Genomic DNA, 16022 nt, shown 5'->3' on the forward strand with positions numbered 1-16022 from the left:
CATGCCGAAAAATACTACACTTAAAAAAATACTCGTTATCGGTTCCGGTCCTATCGTTATCGGCCAAGCGGCGGAATTTGACTATGCTGGGACACAAGCATGTCAAGCGCTAAAAGAAGAAGGATTGGAAGTAGTCCTAATCAACAGCAATCCAGCAACAATCATGACGGACACGAATATGGCGGACAAGGTTTACATCGAGCCGATTACCCTAGAATTTGTAACTCAAATCATTCGCCAAGAACGTCCAGACGGCTTACTGCCAACGCTTGGCGGACAAACAGGCTTGAACATGGCGGTAGAGTTGGCTCGCGCGGGCATTCTGGAACAGGAAAATGTTCGCCTGCTGGGCACACAGCTTGAAGCGATCGAGCGCGCGGAAGACCGCGACTTGTTCCGCGAGCTGATGCGCGAGCTGGAGCAGCCAGTACCTGAGAGTGTTATCGTTACTTCTGTACAAGAAGCTGTCGACTTCGCGAATGAGATCGGCTACCCGATCATCGTTCGCCCGGCTTATACACTTGGCGGTACAGGCGGCGGTATCTGTGATGACGAAGCGCAGCTTCGCGACATCGTAGCAAGCGGTATCCGCTACAGCCCGATCGGACAATGCTTGATCGAGAAGAGCATAGCTGGCATGAAGGAAGTCGAATACGAAGTTATGCGCGACGCGAACGACAACTGTATCGTCGTATGTAACATGGAGAACTTCGACCCAGTCGGTGTTCACACAGGCGACAGTATCGTAGTAGCGCCATCCCAAACGCTGTCGGACCGCGAGTATCAGATGCTGCGTTCCGCATCGCTCAAGATTATTCGCGCATTGAACATCGAGGGCGGCTGTAACGTACAGTTCGCGCTTGACCCGCACAGCTATCAATACTACGTCATCGAAGTTAACCCACGTGTCAGCCGCTCATCAGCGCTCGCATCGAAAGCGACTGGTTATCCGATCGCGAAGATGGCTGCTAAGATTGCAGTCGGCTACACATTGGATGAGATCGTTAACCCTGTAACGGGTCAAACTTACGCTTGCTTCGAGCCGACACTTGACTACATCGTCTCGAAGATTCCTCGCTGGCCGTTCGATAAGTTCACGCAAGCGAACCGCAAGCTCGGCACGCAGATGAAAGCGACAGGCGAAGTCATGGCCATCGGCCGCACCTTCGAAGAATCGATTCATAAAGCGATCCGCTCGCTGGAGATCGGTGTACACCGTTTGTACCTGAAAGGAACAGACGAGCTGGATCAAGAGACACTGGAAGCGCGTCTGAAAGCACCGGATGATGAGCGCATGTTCTTGATCGCGGAAGCTTATCGCCGCGGGTATTCCCTGCAGCAGATCCAAGACTTGACGAAGATCGACTGGTGGTTCCTGGATAAGCTGGAGCGCATGATTCGATTCGAAGATGTGCTTACAAGCGAAGCTAAGCTATCGGAAGCGACACTGTATGAAGCGAAACGCATGGGCTTTACAGACCGCGCCATTGCAGAAATTCGCAGCGCGGCGTTCCCTGGCGGAGCAATGACAACGGAAGCAGACATTCGTGCTGCGCGCAAAGAACAAGGCTTGGTACCGGTTTACAAAATGGTTGACACATGTGCGGCAGAGTTTGAAGCTACAACGCCTTACTACTACTCAACCTATGAGACGGAGAATGAAGTAACGCCTTCCACGAAGGAGAAGGTGCTAGTACTAGGCTCCGGTCCGATTCGGATCGGTCAAGGTATCGAATTCGACTACTCCACTGTTCATGCGGTTTGGGCGATCCAGAACGCTGGATATGAGGCAGTTATCATAAATAACAACCCTGAAACGGTATCGACAGACTTCAACACGTCAGACCGCTTGTACTTCGAGCCGCTCTTCTTCGAGGATGTGATGAACGTCATCGAGCAGGAGAAGCCGATCGGTGTTATCGTGCAGTTTGGCGGACAAACAGCGATCAACCTTGCGGCTCCGCTTGCTAAAGAGGGAGTGCGCATTCTCGGCACAAGCCTGGACAGCATCGACGAGGCGGAAGATCGCAAGCGATTCGAAGCGCTGCTGTCGCGCTTGAACATCGCACAGCCAAAGGGTAAGACAGTGACCTCTGTGGACGATGCAGTAGAAACAGCGCAAGGCCTTGGGTACCCGGTACTCGTTCGCCCGTCCTACGTCCTTGGCGGACGCGCAATGGAGATCGTATACTCGGATGACGAATTGCTCAGCTACATGGTGCAGGCTGTTAAGATCAATCCAGACCATCCGGTATTGATTGACCGCTACATGCTTGGTAAAGAAGTCGAGGTAGATGCGATCTGCGACGGCGAGACTGTACTGGTGCCAGGTATCATGGAGCATATCGAACGCGCGGGCGTTCACTCCGGCGACTCGATTGCGGTATATCCTCCACAGCATCTATCAGAAGAGCTGAAGCAGCAGGTTGTCGATATCACGATCCGAATCGCGAAAGAGCTGAAGACGGTTGGACTCGTAAACATCCAGTTCGTCATCTATCACGACGAAGTGTATGTAATCGAAGTGAATCCGCGATCTTCACGCACAGTGCCGTTCTTGAGCAAGGTGACGAACATTCCGATGGCGAATGTGGCAACGAAGCTCATTCTTGGCAGCAAGCTGGCTGAGCTTGGATACACCGATGGTCTGTGGCCTGAAGCTGACTATGTGTCAGTTAAGGTTCCGGTGTTCTCCTTCGCGAAGCTGCGCCGCGTAGAGCCTACACTCGGTCCTGAGATGAAATCGACAGGCGAGGTAATGGGTCGCGACGTGAAATACGCGAAGGCGCTCTATAAGGGCTTGATCGGATCCGGTATGAAGATTCCAGCAACAGGCGCGATTGTGTGCACGGTTGCTGACAAGGATAAAGATGAAGCGGTTGAGCTGATGAAGGGCTTCAGCGCGCTTGGCTACAAGATTATCGCAACAGGCGGAACGGCTACAGCGATGGAAGAAGCTGGCCTGAACGTCATGCGTGTCAATAAGCTGTCCGAAGGCGCGCCGAACATTCTGGATCTGATCCGCAACGGTGAAGCGCACTTCGTCATCAATACATTGACTAAAGGCAAGACGCCGGAACGCGACGGATTCCGCATCCGCCGTGAAGCGGTAGAGAACGGCATCGTATGTATGACTTCGCTGGATACGGTGCGCGCGCTTCTCGGAATGCTGGAGCAGCTCAACTTCTCATCGACAGCGATGCCGAGATTCAACGCATAATTTGAATAAGCGTGAATTCCTTGAACGAGGAGGCCCCCAACAGGCCTCCTCGGATTGTGAATAGCGGCTGGGAGAGAGCATGACGGCATGTCGATCTGAAACATTGGAGGCTGAATAATTATGACGATGACAACAAGAGAACAGATGGCGGGACGAATCATGGTGGCATTGGATTATCCGAATGCTGAAGCGGCGACATCTCTGATTCAACAGCTGGAAGGCATCCCGTGCTATATGAAAGTCGGCATGCAGCTGTTCTACGCGGCAGGACCAGATTTCGTGCGTGAATTGAAGTCGCGCGGCTACCGAGTGTTTCTGGATGTGAAGATGCATGATATTCCGAACACGGTTAAAGGCGGCGCAAACAGCATCACGAAGCTCGGCGTAGACATGTTCAACGTACATGCGGCAGGCGGAGCGCAGATGATGCAAGCTGCTATGGCTGGAGTGGAAGAAGCGCTCGCAAGCGACTCTTCGTTAAGCAAGCCTGCTGTCATTGCGGTAACGCAGCTGACGAGCACGAACGCTCACGTCATGAACGAAGAGATCGGCATTGCCGGCAAGGTATCGGATTGCGTCGTACGCTATGCAGCTATGGCGAAGCAAGCGGGACTTGACGGCGTAGTGGCTTCGCCGCAGGAAGTGACGCTGATTAAGAGTGCGTGCGGCGAGGCATTTCAGACGATTACACCGGGTATCCGACCTGCCGGCAGCGCTCTGGGAGATCAAGTGCGCGTTATGACGCCGAAGGAAGCATTCGATCAAGGAACAGACTATGTGGTCATCGGACGTCCGATAACAGCGGCGTCGAACCCGCGTGAAGCATTAGAATCAATCTTGAAGGAGCTGGTTTAATATGACAACGAACAACCTGGAAATGACGATTGCAAAGCATCTGCTCGACATTAAAGCGGTGGCGCTTAGCCCAAATGAGCCATTTACATGGACGTCCGGCATTAAGTCTCCCATCTACTGCGACAATCGTCTGACGATGGCTTATCCAGAGATTCGCAATGCGATCGCGGAAGGCTTTGCCACTCTCGTGCGCGAGCTTGCGCCAGACGCGGAAGTGATAGCAGGTACGGCAACTGCAGGAATTCCGCATGCGGCATGGGTTGCGGACAAGCTTGGTCTGCCTATGGCATATATTCGCGATAAAGCGAAAGGCCACGGCAAGCAGAACCAGATCGAAGGCATTATTCGTCCGGGTCAGAAGGTCGTTGTCATCGAAGACTTGATCTCCACAGGAGGCAGCTCTCTCAAAGCGGCGCTCGCTGTTCGTGAAGCCGGCGCTGAGCCGCTCGCAGTATTAGCGATCTTCAGCTATCAGATGAACAAAGCGATCGAAGCATTCGCCGAAGCTAACATACTGCTGCATACTTTGTCCAACTATACAGCCCTGATGCAAGTAGCGTTAGAGCAGGGGGTTGTTCAAGAAGCAGATATGGAGCTCCTGAAGGCGTGGCGTCAAGATCCAACAACTTGGGGCAAATAGGACTATATTTCATAGCAACAGCTCATCTCGTTAAAATGAGATGGGCTGTTTTTTGTTAAATGATCTCGTGACCCTCATTGCACCATGTGATAACATAAGGGAGAAATGGGGTTTATGGTATGAAAAAACGACTATGGCTGAAATGGTTGGCTGCATGTACTTCCGTCATAATGTTAAGCGGTTGTACGGTTGGAAATCCGCTATCGGAGCCTTCATCTGATCAAGAATCAAGTAAGCTTCGTGTCATGTATCCTGATAAAGATCAGTTTTATCTGGAGTATGGCGGGTATTTTGCAATGGAGCATCCTGAGATTGAGATTGAAGTGATCGAGACGGATCCGTTGCTCATGGACGGCGGAGATTTGGTTGATCCTGCAGGAGAAGATAGCGAAGAAGGGCGTGTCCTTGAATTTATCGATCAAGAACAGCCGGACATTATGATGACAGATCTAATGACGATGAAGAGGCTAGCGGAACTGGGCAGGCTGTATGATATGGACGCCATTATGAAGCAGGAAAGGTATAATCTCGATGACATGCTGCCTGGCCTAATCGATATGCTGCGTGAACAAGGTGGTGGAGGATTATATGCGCTTGCTCCAGCCTATAACACGAAAGTGCTGTTCTATAATGCCGATTTATTTCACAAATATGGGATTGAGCTTCCAACTAATCAGATGAGCTGGAAAGAGCTGCTGCAGCTTGGAGAACGATTCGTATATATAGAGTCAGAAGAGGGTCAGCTATATGGAATTGCCAATCCTTATAATGACCGAAGCGAGCTGATGTCTTCGATAATTCAAGGCTCTAATCTACAGTTGATCGATGCGCGCGGTGAGAATGCGCTGGTCAATACGCAATCATGGCGCGATTTATTTCAGATGACAGCAAGTGCCGTTAGCAGCGGGGCAATACGATTTACTGAGCATAAGAGTGGCGACAGTGGCAAAGATTCCGTTTATGACTCCGATTTTATGCAGGGTAAAGCAGCTATGTTAATAGAAGATTCTCGAATGATCAATACGTTGGAAAATGCAAGCTTATTGAATAAGGGCTCGGTACCGTTCAATTGGGGAGTGGTTACGATGCCTGTTGATCCTAGCTATCCTCATGAATCGGCTTATATTACGACGGAAACTGTATTTTCCATTAATCAAGCATCAGAACATAAAGCTGCGGCGTGGGAGCTAATGAAGTTCATTCACAGTCCTGAAATGGCGAAGACCTCAACGAAGATGATAAATGGTCAGTTGCCGACACGCATTACATACTTAAACGAAATGAACGAGGATTATGCTAAAGTGTTAACAATGTTGAAACCTAAGACAGTCAACTCATTAGCTCAAACTCTCGATAAATATCAAATTTCTTATCCGACTTATAAAGAGATGTACGAATTGATGAATCAGGCGCTGGATGATTTGATTGCGGGAAAGCTGATTCCTGAGGTGATCCCGATGCTGCAGAACCAGCTGCAGCAGGTGTTAGATCAGGCTAATGCGATAGGGAGTTAGGGACATATTAACGTAGCAATCATTAAGTTGAATATGAGAAAATGATGATTCAAAGGGCAGCCGAAAGGGCTGCCTTTTTCAGCTGTTATTAGAGATATTAGGCCATAAATTATGAAAATATGTAAAAGCAAGCCAAAACGTAACAAACACTGTAACTTTTCAAACAGTTGATTCGTTTATACTGAAGAAGTATTTAGGAGGAACTTGTCAGAGGTTGAAGGGGGCACCAGTATTGTTAAAAAAACTTCGCTTTAGGAAACAGCCCAAGGCTGCAGACGAAAGCCCAGTTCAATCGGCAGAAGAGCAACGTCCAACAGTTGAAACAGAAGAAGATGCGCCATACATAACACAATCTAATCCTGCTAATGTACAGCACGACTGGCCGGTTCGGGACGAATATGACCCGGAGAAGCCACTGTTAGAAGTGCAAAGTGTCACCCGAGAATTTGAAGTAGGCGGCAATACTTTGCATGTTCTCAAAGGGATTGATATGGAAGTTCGTTCCGGTCAACTCGTCATCTTGCGAGGACGGTCAGGTTCGGGCAAAACGACGCTTCTTAACATGTTGGGCGGGCTTGATCTGCCGACACAAGGGGAGATAAGGTTTCGTGGAGAAACGCTGTCAGAATGGAATGATGATAAGCGAACCATAACTCGGCGGTCTGATATTGGATTTATATTTCAGGCCTATGCGCTGATGCCGATGTTGTCTGCCTATGAAAATGTGGAGCTTTCGCTCAGAATGGCCAAGATACCGCGTCATCTATGGGATAAGCGCGTCCGCCATTGCTTAGATCTCGTTGGACTTGGCAAGCGAATGAACCATCGGCCTTTTGAGATGTCGGGAGGAGAGCAGCAGCGTGTCGCGATTGCGAAAGCAGTAGCTCATAAACCGCTTCTTCTGCTGGCAGATGAACCAACTGCGAATTTGGATACCCAAACGGTGGCACAGGTCATGGGTGTATTTCAACATATTATTCGCACAGAAAATATATCAATATGCATGGCCACTCACGATCCCACAATTTTGGAGGTAGCAGATCATGTCTATGAAATGGTCGACGGAAGATTCGTCTCCTAATCATCTAACTACTTTGAAACGACCATGGCGCAAAGCGATGCTTGCGATTATGTGCAGCGCACTTCTATTCACTGCAGGATGTTCACTGCTTCCGGATGAAGATGTAGAAGAGGTGCTGCCAGAGATCACGCCACCGACGATATCGAAGAAGCCTGAGCTCGATGTAGTAAAGGATACGTTAGAGACAGCCGTTTCTTTCGGCGGTAAGCTCATGTCTGAGCAAGAAGAGCCATTATACTTTACACTGGGTAATAAGCGAATCAAAGAAGTTTTAGTAAGTAATGGGGATTCGGTAAAAGCAGGTCAAGTTATTGCAGTGCTGGATCTCGAAGACATGGAGAAGGATTTACGCAATAAACGATTGCAGCTCCGACAAGATGAAGTTCAGATGAAGGAAACACTCCGTCAGAAAGATGAGATGGATCCTGTTCAATTTGAAGAGGCTCAAATCGCGTTTGAAGAAAAACGGCAAGCGATCACTGATCTGGAAGAGGATATCGCGAAAGGCACACTAACGGCTCCATTTGACGGCACTATCATGTCGCTGTCCATGCAGAAGGGTCAAATGACGAAGGAATATGAGACAGTAGCTATTGTTGCCGATACATCGCGCTTAACTGTTGCGGCCGATATGTCCAAGGATGATCAGAAGAAGATTTCTCTTGGTATGGAAGCGGAAGTTAGAGTTAACAACGTGGACACTCCATTGAAAGGCAAGGTTAAATCTTTGCCTGCAACCGTGCCAAACAACAATGGCGGTTCTGGTGGAAATGTTCAACAGGAACGATTAGAGAATTATGTAGTAATACAAGTAGAGAAGATGCCTTCCGGCTTGCAACGCGGCACTCCGCTCAGCGGCAAAATCATTGTGCAACGCAGAAAAGACGTCACTTTGATTCCAATGTCAGCACTTCGAACGATTGGTTCCCGCACTTATGTTCAGGTTGTTGACGAGAATGGCAAACGGGAAGTCGATGTTGAAGTAGGACAACAGACTTCAACACATGTCGAGATTCTAAAGGGGCTTGAGCCTGGACAGAAAGTAGTGGGTAGATAATGGGTATCCCACTGATTCGATTCCTGTTCCGTAAGATGTGGAATACCCGCTGGCTCACCTTAAGCACATTAATCGGACTCATTGTCGCTGTATCCTTTACAGTGAGCATTCCGATGTATGCTGATGGCGCGCTTAAACGCGTTGTAGCGAAGTCGCTGCAAGAGAACAGCGAGGGTCTTCCGGCGGGCTCTTTATTGATGAAGTATCAAGCAGCTGGCGGCAACAAAACAGACCTCAAAGGTCTAGAAGATGTCGATACATACATACGCGAAGACGTGAAGGAGAAGATAGGCTTCCCTGCACCTGTATTTGCGAATACCCGGTCAATTCGCGCGACCGAAGTCATCCCAGTAGATCCATCCAAGGTTGATGCGAGCCGTGTGCGCACGATGTCTATCGCCAGTATGTCCGGCTTGGAAGACAAGATCGAATGGACGAACGGTCGAGCTTTCAAAGACGGTGCTACAGATGGTGTTATTGAAGTGGTTATGTTGGAAGAAGCGATGTACCGCAATGATCTTCACGTTGGAGATGAACTCGATTATCCGACTTATGGGGGTTCTAACGCGACATTGCGTGTCAAGATTGTTGGAACGTTCCAAGCGAATCAGGATACGGATCCTTATTGGTACCAAGGATTTGAAACGATGATGAACACGATGTATGTCACGGAGAACACTTTCAATCAAACCGTGCTGAAGGACCTTCAGGTTCCATTGCTCTCATCCAGCTGGTACTATGCATTCGACCTGCGCGAGATCAAGACGAGTCAACTGACATCGCTTAACAGCACGTTGGATCGTTTAGAAATTGATCTATACCAGAAGCTGAAAGGAACAAACGTTGAGCTTTCATTCGAGAAGCTGCTAGACGAGTTCCGAAGCCAGAGCGTACAGCTGCAGATGATGCTGTTCACACTTGCAGCGCCAATGATAGCTATGGTGTTCTACTTCATTGCCATGAATGCGAATCAAGCGTTGGAGAAGCAGCAGAGCGATATCTCAGTACTGCGCAGCCGCGGCGCGAGCACTAAGCAGATCAGTCTAATGTATCTAATCGAGGGTCTCATCTTAGGCGGTATTGCCTTGCTGCTGGCGCCATTAATAGGCTGGATGATGGCCAAGTCGATTGGATCGGCAGATGGATTTCTGGAGTTCGTCAATCGCAAGTCGATTCCAGTCGGCTTCTCGACGGATGCGATATTGTTTGGTGTCGCAGCTGTATTGATTGCGTTGATGTCTAGTGTCATACCTGCAGTCATGTTTGCACGATCCTCTATCGTTGGTCTAAGGCAGAAGATGGCTCGCAAAGATAGAAAGCCAGCTTGGCAGCGATGGTATCTGGATATCGTGCTGCTTGGAATCGCTGGATACGGATATTATTTATCCAATCAACAGCAGATGCTGTCCTTCCAAACAGGAATGAGTTCAGACCAGCTGCAAATTCAGCCGTTCTTGTTCTTCGTACCAGCGTTGGCGATATTCGCGGCAGGGTTGTTCTTCCTGCGTATCTTCCCATGGCTGCTCAAGTTGTTCCAATGGATAGGCGGCAAGTACTTGCCAACTCCGTTGTATCTTACTCTTGTTCAGCTGTCTCGATCCGCTAAGTCCTATTACCCGCTGATGATCCTACTGATTCTTACGTTGGGTCTCGGTGTGTATAATTCTTCAGCGGCAAGAACGATCGATCTGAATTCAACCGAGCGTACACTCTATGAATATGGTACAGATGTTATTATTCAGACTGTATGGGAGTCGACTGCCGAAGCGGATCCGAACCAAAAACCTCCAACTGGAGGCGGAGGTGGCGGAGGAGGCGGTGGAGGTGGCGGCGGTAGACCGCCGCAGATTAAGAACATCGTCTACAATGAACCGCCGTTTGAGATTTTCAAACAGCTTCCAGGTGTGGAAGCAGCTACACGTGTGTTACAGACTAAGGTTAATGTCGTTGTGTCCGGCCGTTCAATAGGGCAGGGCAAGCTGATGGCTATCGAGAATGATGGCTTTGCTAAGGTTGCCTGGTTCCGTAATGATTTGTTCCCTGCGCATCCATTTGAATATCTGAATGTGCTGGGTAAATATACGGAACAAGCGGTAATCATTCCGTCAAATGTCGCAGAGCAATATCAGCTGAAGCAAAATGATGTAATCAGCATCTCGATTCAGGATCAAATGCTTGATTTCGTGGTTGTGGCGATTCTGCCTTATTGGCCTAGCCAATATCCAGAGCAAATGCCGTTCTTCATCACGAATATAGACTATATCTATGATCAGGTTCCGATCACACCTTATGAAGTATGGATTAAGATGGAGGATGGAGCGAAGCTTGCCCCAGCTATTGAGGAGCTGCAGAAAAAAGGCATCGAGATTGCGTCGGTTAAGGATGTTCGAACTGAGCTCGCAGCACAGAGCAAGCACCCGACAAGAGGCGGTGTATTTGGAATATTGAGTATGGGCTTCTTGATCTCGATCATAGTTTCGTTAATCGGCTACTTGCTGTATTGGTTCTTCAATCTGTCTGGCCGTGTCGTTCAATTCGGCATACTGCGCGCGATGGGACTGTCTCGCAAGCAGTTGACTGGCATGCTGCTGCTGGAGCAAGTATTCACAGCAGGCTTATCGATTGGGCTAGGCATCATCATCGGTAAAGTCACGAGCCGTCTGTTCCTGCCGTTCCTGCAGGCTACGGAAAATGCAAAAATGCAGGTACCGCCGTTCCGCATCGTCTTCGAAGCGAAAGATACGACGCAGCTTTATATTGTAGTCGGTGTGATGATGCTGTTGGGAGCTTCAATGCTCTTCATTCATATCCGTCGTCTGCGTGTGCATCAGGCTGTGAAGATGGGAGAGGAGCGTTAAGCAATGATCTATTGTGAAGGACTAGTCAAAATATTCAAGTCGAATGATCTCGAGGTAGTCGCGCTCCAAGGCTTGAATCTAACCGTCAATCAAGGCGAGATGATTGCCATTATTGGCAACAGCGGCAGCGGGAAATCCACATTTATGAACATTCTTGGCGGATTGGATCGTCCATCCGCCGGGACTGTGAAGGTTGGAGAATGGGACCTGCTGAAGATTACTGATGATCAGCTGGTGAAATACAAGCGTGATACAGTAGGCTTCATATGGCAGAACAACGCGCGCAATCTTCTCCCGTATCTGTCTGCGCTTGAAAATGTTGAAGTTCCGATGATGTTGTCCGGCAAGGTGGATCGCGCATATGCGAAGCAATTGCTGGAGTGGGTTGGACTAAGCCACCGTCTCAATAACAAGTTGGCTGAGCTGTCTGGCGGTGAACAGCAGCGTGTAGCATTGGCGATCTCGCTCGCTAATCGCCCGCGTATTCTGCTGGCCGACGAACCTACAGGATCTGTAGATACGCAAACTTCAGATCGCATCATGGAAATATTCAGGACGATGAATCGCGAACTGGGAGTAACGATCGTTATCGTAACCCATGATATCTCGCTTGCCAGCAAGGTGGACCGGGTTGTAGCGATTCGAGACGGCTTGACGAGTACAGAGTTCATTAAGCGCAATCCTAGCTTGAACGCTGAGGGGAACGAAGGTTTCTCGAATTCGCAGAAAGGCTTGCAGGAAGTTCACGAGGCCTATGTTGTTGTAGATCGCGCAGGCCGTCTGCAAGTTCCGAGAGAGTTCCTTGAGGCGTTAGACATTAAAGACAAAGCCTCAATGGAATTCAATGGCGATCAAATCATTATACGAACACCTAATAAGTTGGAGGGGTAACCAGATGAAGAAACAAATGTGGGTCCGCAAGCTTCTTAGTGCTACATTGGTCTTAACATTAATCTTTCCTATGCTCGTTGCTTGCAGCAATAATAATGAGAGTAAGGAGAACAAAGAGCGCGTTCTCCGAATTGGTATTATGTACGGAGGCTATGATGATTCTTACTTCCGTCAGCAATTTACAGATATATATGAGATGACGCATCAGAATGTTCGAATTGATATCGTGCCTGCGATTGATTACAGCCAGATGCAGTATGACAACATGAATTCAGAAGGCGCGATGAAGGAACCTGATCGTATGGAAGCAGTGAAGAAGCTGTTGACTGGCGATAATCCAGTCGATATCATCGTGACGGATACAGGTCATTTCCAACAATTAGCTCGTGAAGGGCTGTTGATGCAATTGGATACGAAGATGCAAGCTGAGAAAATAGATACGAGCGATTTCGTGCCAGCTGTATTCGATGGCTTAAAAGCGATGGGTGACAACAATCTGTACGGTCTGACACCTACATTCTATTCAAGCGCATTGCTCTATAATAAGAAGCTGTTTCAGGACGCGGGAGTTCCGTTTCCAACAGATGGTATGAGCTGGGATGACATCTTTACGCTTGCTCGCAACGTGTCTAAAGGTGAAGGTGCGGATCGCAAGTACGGCTTTGCCTTCGAACGTTATCAAGGCAGCGACCTATTCTGGTCAGTCATTAATAACTATGTAAAACCGTTGAATTTGCGCATGTTTGATGATAATGCAGAGAAGATGACCGTTAACACTCCGCAATGGGAGAAAGTATGGACCACTGTTGCGAAGCTGGGAACGGATCAGATCGTCCCAACTCAAAATAATGGTATGATGATGGATATGGGTAATAAAGAACCAGGTCCATTCGATTACGACATGTTTCTCTCTGGTAAAGTTGCAATGGTAATGACTGACTTCAACTACTTGAACAATGAAGTATATAATGCGATGCGCAATGCCAGCAAGATCAAGAACTTTACTCCATTCGAATATGATGTTGTAACGGTACCAACCCACGCTGAGAATCCAGGCGTGTCATCGAGTGTTCAGCTGAACAACATATTTGCGATCAACAACAACGCTCCGAATGCTGATGATGCTTGGGATTTCATCAAATATATTCATAGCCCAGAGTGGGCTAAGGTCCGTTCCCGCAGCAGCTACGAGATGGTTTCGCGTAAATCGTACATTAAGCCAAAAGAAGGATCAAATTACAACATTCAAGCATTTTATAATGTTAAGCCGCTTACGTCAGCTAATCTGAAGCAAGATGAAATGATGTACGGAAACTACTGGCAGGTACAAGATATCGGCCGTCAACAGTTCCAGGAAGTAATCAATGGAACGAAATCAGTGAAGGATGCATTGGCTGAGTGGGAGAAGCAGGGTAACGAGGCTTTGAAACAGATTAAGGCCAATCAGAATGGGGTACAAGACGGAGTTTATAATAAACCTGTAGGTTAATTCAGCTGAAGGGGTTGTCCTGAAGTCATGCAGATGACTAGGGGCAGCCCCTTTATTCCGTCATAGATTTTCTAATCTATGCGGTTGATATTTGCAGATCTGGGCAAATTACAGATTACAAAGGTGATTCTATGATAAGGCAAGGTGGATGAGTGATGTATTGGATTTATTGGGGGAAGCTCTATGACTCCAAGTTTCAGGCAAAAGTACTGCAGCAGCGGCTAGAGCATGATGCGTGGCTGTATGGCTACGGCACGCCTCAGGAAATCGAAGTATTTCGTTCGAAGAAAGGGAAGTACGGAGTTCGTTTCTTGCGTGACTAATTATCCATATTGGGTGCAGTCTCTTTCATGTATGATAGTGATGCGGGCGTTATAATTGACGAATGCAATATTGGTGCCATATGTGTGCAAACCGTACGACCCTGCTGTTTTACCCCGTTGCAGATCTGAGAGTAAACTTGTTTAATGAGATAACGGGGTAAGATAGTTTATTATTAATTTGGGGCTGAACAAGCTGCAGAAGCCTGCCGTAGTGTGGTGCTGAGGGGGGATTTTGCGGGAGAGAAATATGTTTTGAAATTATTTTCGCAAAGTTCTTGACTGATCGTGTGCAAATGTTGTATAGTATTACTTGTCGCCGATGAACGAAGTCGAGCGAGAATGACGCGGGGTGGAGCAGTTCGGTAGCTCGTCGGGCTCATAACCCGAAGGTCGTAGGTTCAAATCCTGCCCCCGCAACCAATTATTATACGACCCTATAGCGAGGGCCCTTAGCTCAGTTGGTTAGAGCGGTCGGCTCATAACCGATTGGTCGGGGGTTCGAGTCCCTCAGGGCCCACCATTTCATGCTTTTTTCATAGTTTCAGAGATTATTGTGCCGGGGTGGCGGAATTGGCAGACGCACAGGACTTAAAATCCTGCGGTAGGTGACTACCGTACCGGTTCGAGCCCGGTCCTCGGCACCACTTATTACTTAAGACACTGTGAATTGCTACATAAGATATGAAATGTAATGAAACTCCTTTCGCACACTGCGAAAGGGTTTTTTTAATTCCTGGATATATATGAATACGAACTTGCTGGCGGAAATGCGCCCAGCTTCAACTTAGTAGAGGAGCGTGCTGTGATGAGTTGGAATGTGGAAAATGATTGGTCTGATAAATTGCGGGATGAGATGCGAAAGCCTTATTTCATGCAAATGTGGGGACAGCTCAAGCAAGAGTACGAACAGCACACCGTCTATCCTCCGTTCGATCAAATATTCACGGCGTTCCAATTAACTTCTTATGCCAATACGAAAGTTGTCATCGTTGGACAAGATCCCTACCATGGCCCGAATCAAGCGCACGGTCTCAGCTTCTCTGTTCTTCCTGGGTTACGCATCCCGCCATCACTTTTGAACATGCTGAAGGAAAGTGCGGAGGATGTCGGTACGAAGATGCCGAATCACGGCTATCTAGCTTCATGGGCGAATCAAGGTGTGATGATGCTCAACACGGTACTGACAGTTCGTGAGGGTCAGGCGAATTCACATAAGGGATTCGGATGGGAGCAATTTACGGACCGAGTTATCGAGCTGCTGAATGAGCGAGAACAGCCTATCGTGTTTGTGCTGTGGGGGGGCCATGCGCAAGCAAAGGCGAAGATGATCGATAAGGGGCGTCATGCCATCGTACAGGCACCGCATCCAAGCCCGTTATCAGCGCATCGCGGTTTCTTCGGCAGTAAGCCGTTTTCTAAGATCAATGCAGAGCTGGAGAAATGGGGAGAGCAGCCGATTGATTGGCAGCTGCCGATAACGCTGTAGCTGCTCACATGAGCATTGACACATGATTATGCCTATGATATATTCTTAGATATCACTAATCATGTGATCTGTTAGCTCAGCTGGGAGAGCACTATCTTGACAGGGTAGGGGTCAGTGGTTCGAGCCCACTACAGATCATTACGAGAAGGAACTGTTCCGGAGTAGATTATTCTACGCAAGGGAAGTTCCTTTTTTATTTGTCTACTCTAAGTTATCACATAACGGTTGCCCAATGATCAATGGGTTGGAGCTCATCTGCTTGTCATTTTTCATGACTTGTGGGGAGCTCCTTTTTGATGGACTTATAAAATAATATGGTTAACTATATACAGGCGTATGTTACTCTATCTTTTGTACTGATAGTCATAAGAGTTATGTTCAGTATTCCAAAGATTGTTCATTGGAACATAAACGTATACAAATAGGATACATAAAGAAGGAATTTACCATATTCAACACAATAATGCTGTACACAGCAAATTAAAAAAGTGGATAAACTCTTAGGCCCCCTAATTAAACTGGAGTCTTCCTATACAGTGTTTTAAACTGTAGATAAGGGAGATGATTCGGTATGGGAAAGAGACTGAAAGAGGAAGAGCGAATTCAAA

At 48.0% G+C, this 16022-nt stretch carries 11 protein-coding genes, 4 tRNA genes and 1 pseudogene; all 16 read left to right on the plus strand.

Annotation, left to right across the window (positions count from 1 at the left end):
• Position 1: 1 nt before the first annotated feature.
• Positions 2-3220, plus strand: a complete 3219-nt coding sequence (carB, locus tag ACXX53_RS11160; RefSeq protein ID WP_458568718.1) for a carbamoyl-phosphate synthase large subunit — start codon at positions 2-4, stop codon at positions 3218-3220.
• A 120-nt stretch (positions 3221-3340) separates the two neighbouring features.
• Complete coding sequence (gene pyrF, locus ACXX53_RS11165) at positions 3341-4075, plus strand: orotidine-5'-phosphate decarboxylase (protein ID WP_458568719.1); 735 nt, start codon at positions 3341-3343, stop codon at positions 4073-4075.
• Between the two features lies 1 nt (position 4076).
• The gene (gene pyrE / locus ACXX53_RS11170; RefSeq protein ID WP_458568720.1) at positions 4077-4715 is read left to right on the plus strand and encodes an orotate phosphoribosyltransferase; all 639 of its coding nucleotides are present in this window, start codon (positions 4077-4079) and stop codon (positions 4713-4715) included.
• Positions 4716-4834: 119 nt separating this feature from the next.
• The gene (locus ACXX53_RS11175) at positions 4835-6229 is read left to right on the plus strand and encodes an ABC transporter substrate-binding protein (RefSeq protein WP_458568721.1); all 1395 of its coding nucleotides are present in this window, start codon (positions 4835-4837) and stop codon (positions 6227-6229) included.
• Positions 6230-6461: 232 nt separating this feature from the next.
• Positions 6462-7310 carry an ABC transporter ATP-binding protein gene (locus ACXX53_RS11180; RefSeq protein ID WP_458568722.1) on the plus strand — a complete coding sequence of 283 codons (849 nt, stop codon included), beginning with the start codon at positions 6462-6464 and terminating at the stop codon, positions 7308-7310.
• Positions 7273-8367 carry an efflux RND transporter periplasmic adaptor subunit gene (locus ACXX53_RS11185; RefSeq protein WP_458568723.1) on the plus strand — a complete coding sequence of 365 codons (1095 nt, stop codon included), beginning with the start codon at positions 7273-7275 and terminating at the stop codon, positions 8365-8367. The genes ACXX53_RS11180 and ACXX53_RS11185 overlap by 38 nt, the downstream gene beginning before the upstream one ends.
• Positions 8367-11225 carry an FtsX-like permease family protein gene (locus ACXX53_RS11190; RefSeq protein ID WP_458568724.1) on the plus strand — a complete coding sequence of 953 codons (2859 nt, stop codon included), beginning with the start codon at positions 8367-8369 and terminating at the stop codon, positions 11223-11225. Before ACXX53_RS11185 ends, ACXX53_RS11190 begins: the two co-directional genes overlap by 1 nt.
• Positions 11226-11228: 3 nt before the next feature.
• Entirely contained in the window at positions 11229-12116 is an 888-nt protein-coding gene (locus ACXX53_RS11195; RefSeq protein ID WP_458568725.1) for an ABC transporter ATP-binding protein, read from the plus strand.
• A gap of 4 nt (positions 12117-12120) precedes the next feature.
• A complete protein-coding gene (locus tag ACXX53_RS11200) occupies positions 12121-13605 on the plus strand; it encodes an ABC transporter substrate-binding protein (RefSeq protein WP_458568726.1) in 1485 nt (494 codons plus the stop codon).
• Positions 13606-13760: 155 nt separating this feature from the next.
• Positions 13761-13928, plus strand: coding sequence for a hypothetical protein (locus tag ACXX53_RS11205; RefSeq protein ID WP_458568727.1), 168 nt, complete (start codon positions 13761-13763; stop codon positions 13926-13928).
• Between the two features lie 343 nt (positions 13929-14271).
• Positions 14272-14348, plus strand: a tRNA-Met gene (locus tag ACXX53_RS11210).
• Positions 14349-14371: 23 nt separating this feature from the next.
• Positions 14372-14448 (plus strand) — tRNA-Ile (locus ACXX53_RS11215).
• Positions 14449-14483: 35 nt separating this feature from the next.
• Positions 14484-14572: transfer RNA gene (locus ACXX53_RS11220), tRNA-Leu, on the plus strand.
• Between the two features lie 161 nt (positions 14573-14733).
• The gene (ung, locus tag ACXX53_RS11225) at positions 14734-15414 is read left to right on the plus strand and encodes a uracil-DNA glycosylase (protein ID WP_458568728.1); all 681 of its coding nucleotides are present in this window, start codon (positions 14734-14736) and stop codon (positions 15412-15414) included.
• Between the two features lie 65 nt (positions 15415-15479).
• Positions 15480-15552: transfer RNA gene (locus ACXX53_RS11230), tRNA-Val, on the plus strand.
• A gap of 205 nt (positions 15553-15757) precedes the next feature.
• A pseudogene (locus ACXX53_RS11235) lies at positions 15758-15912 on the plus strand (IS1595 family transposase); the annotation flags it as partial.
• Positions 15913-16022 lie beyond the last annotated feature (110 nt).

Source organism: Paenibacillus marinisediminis, from assembly GCF_054343325.1.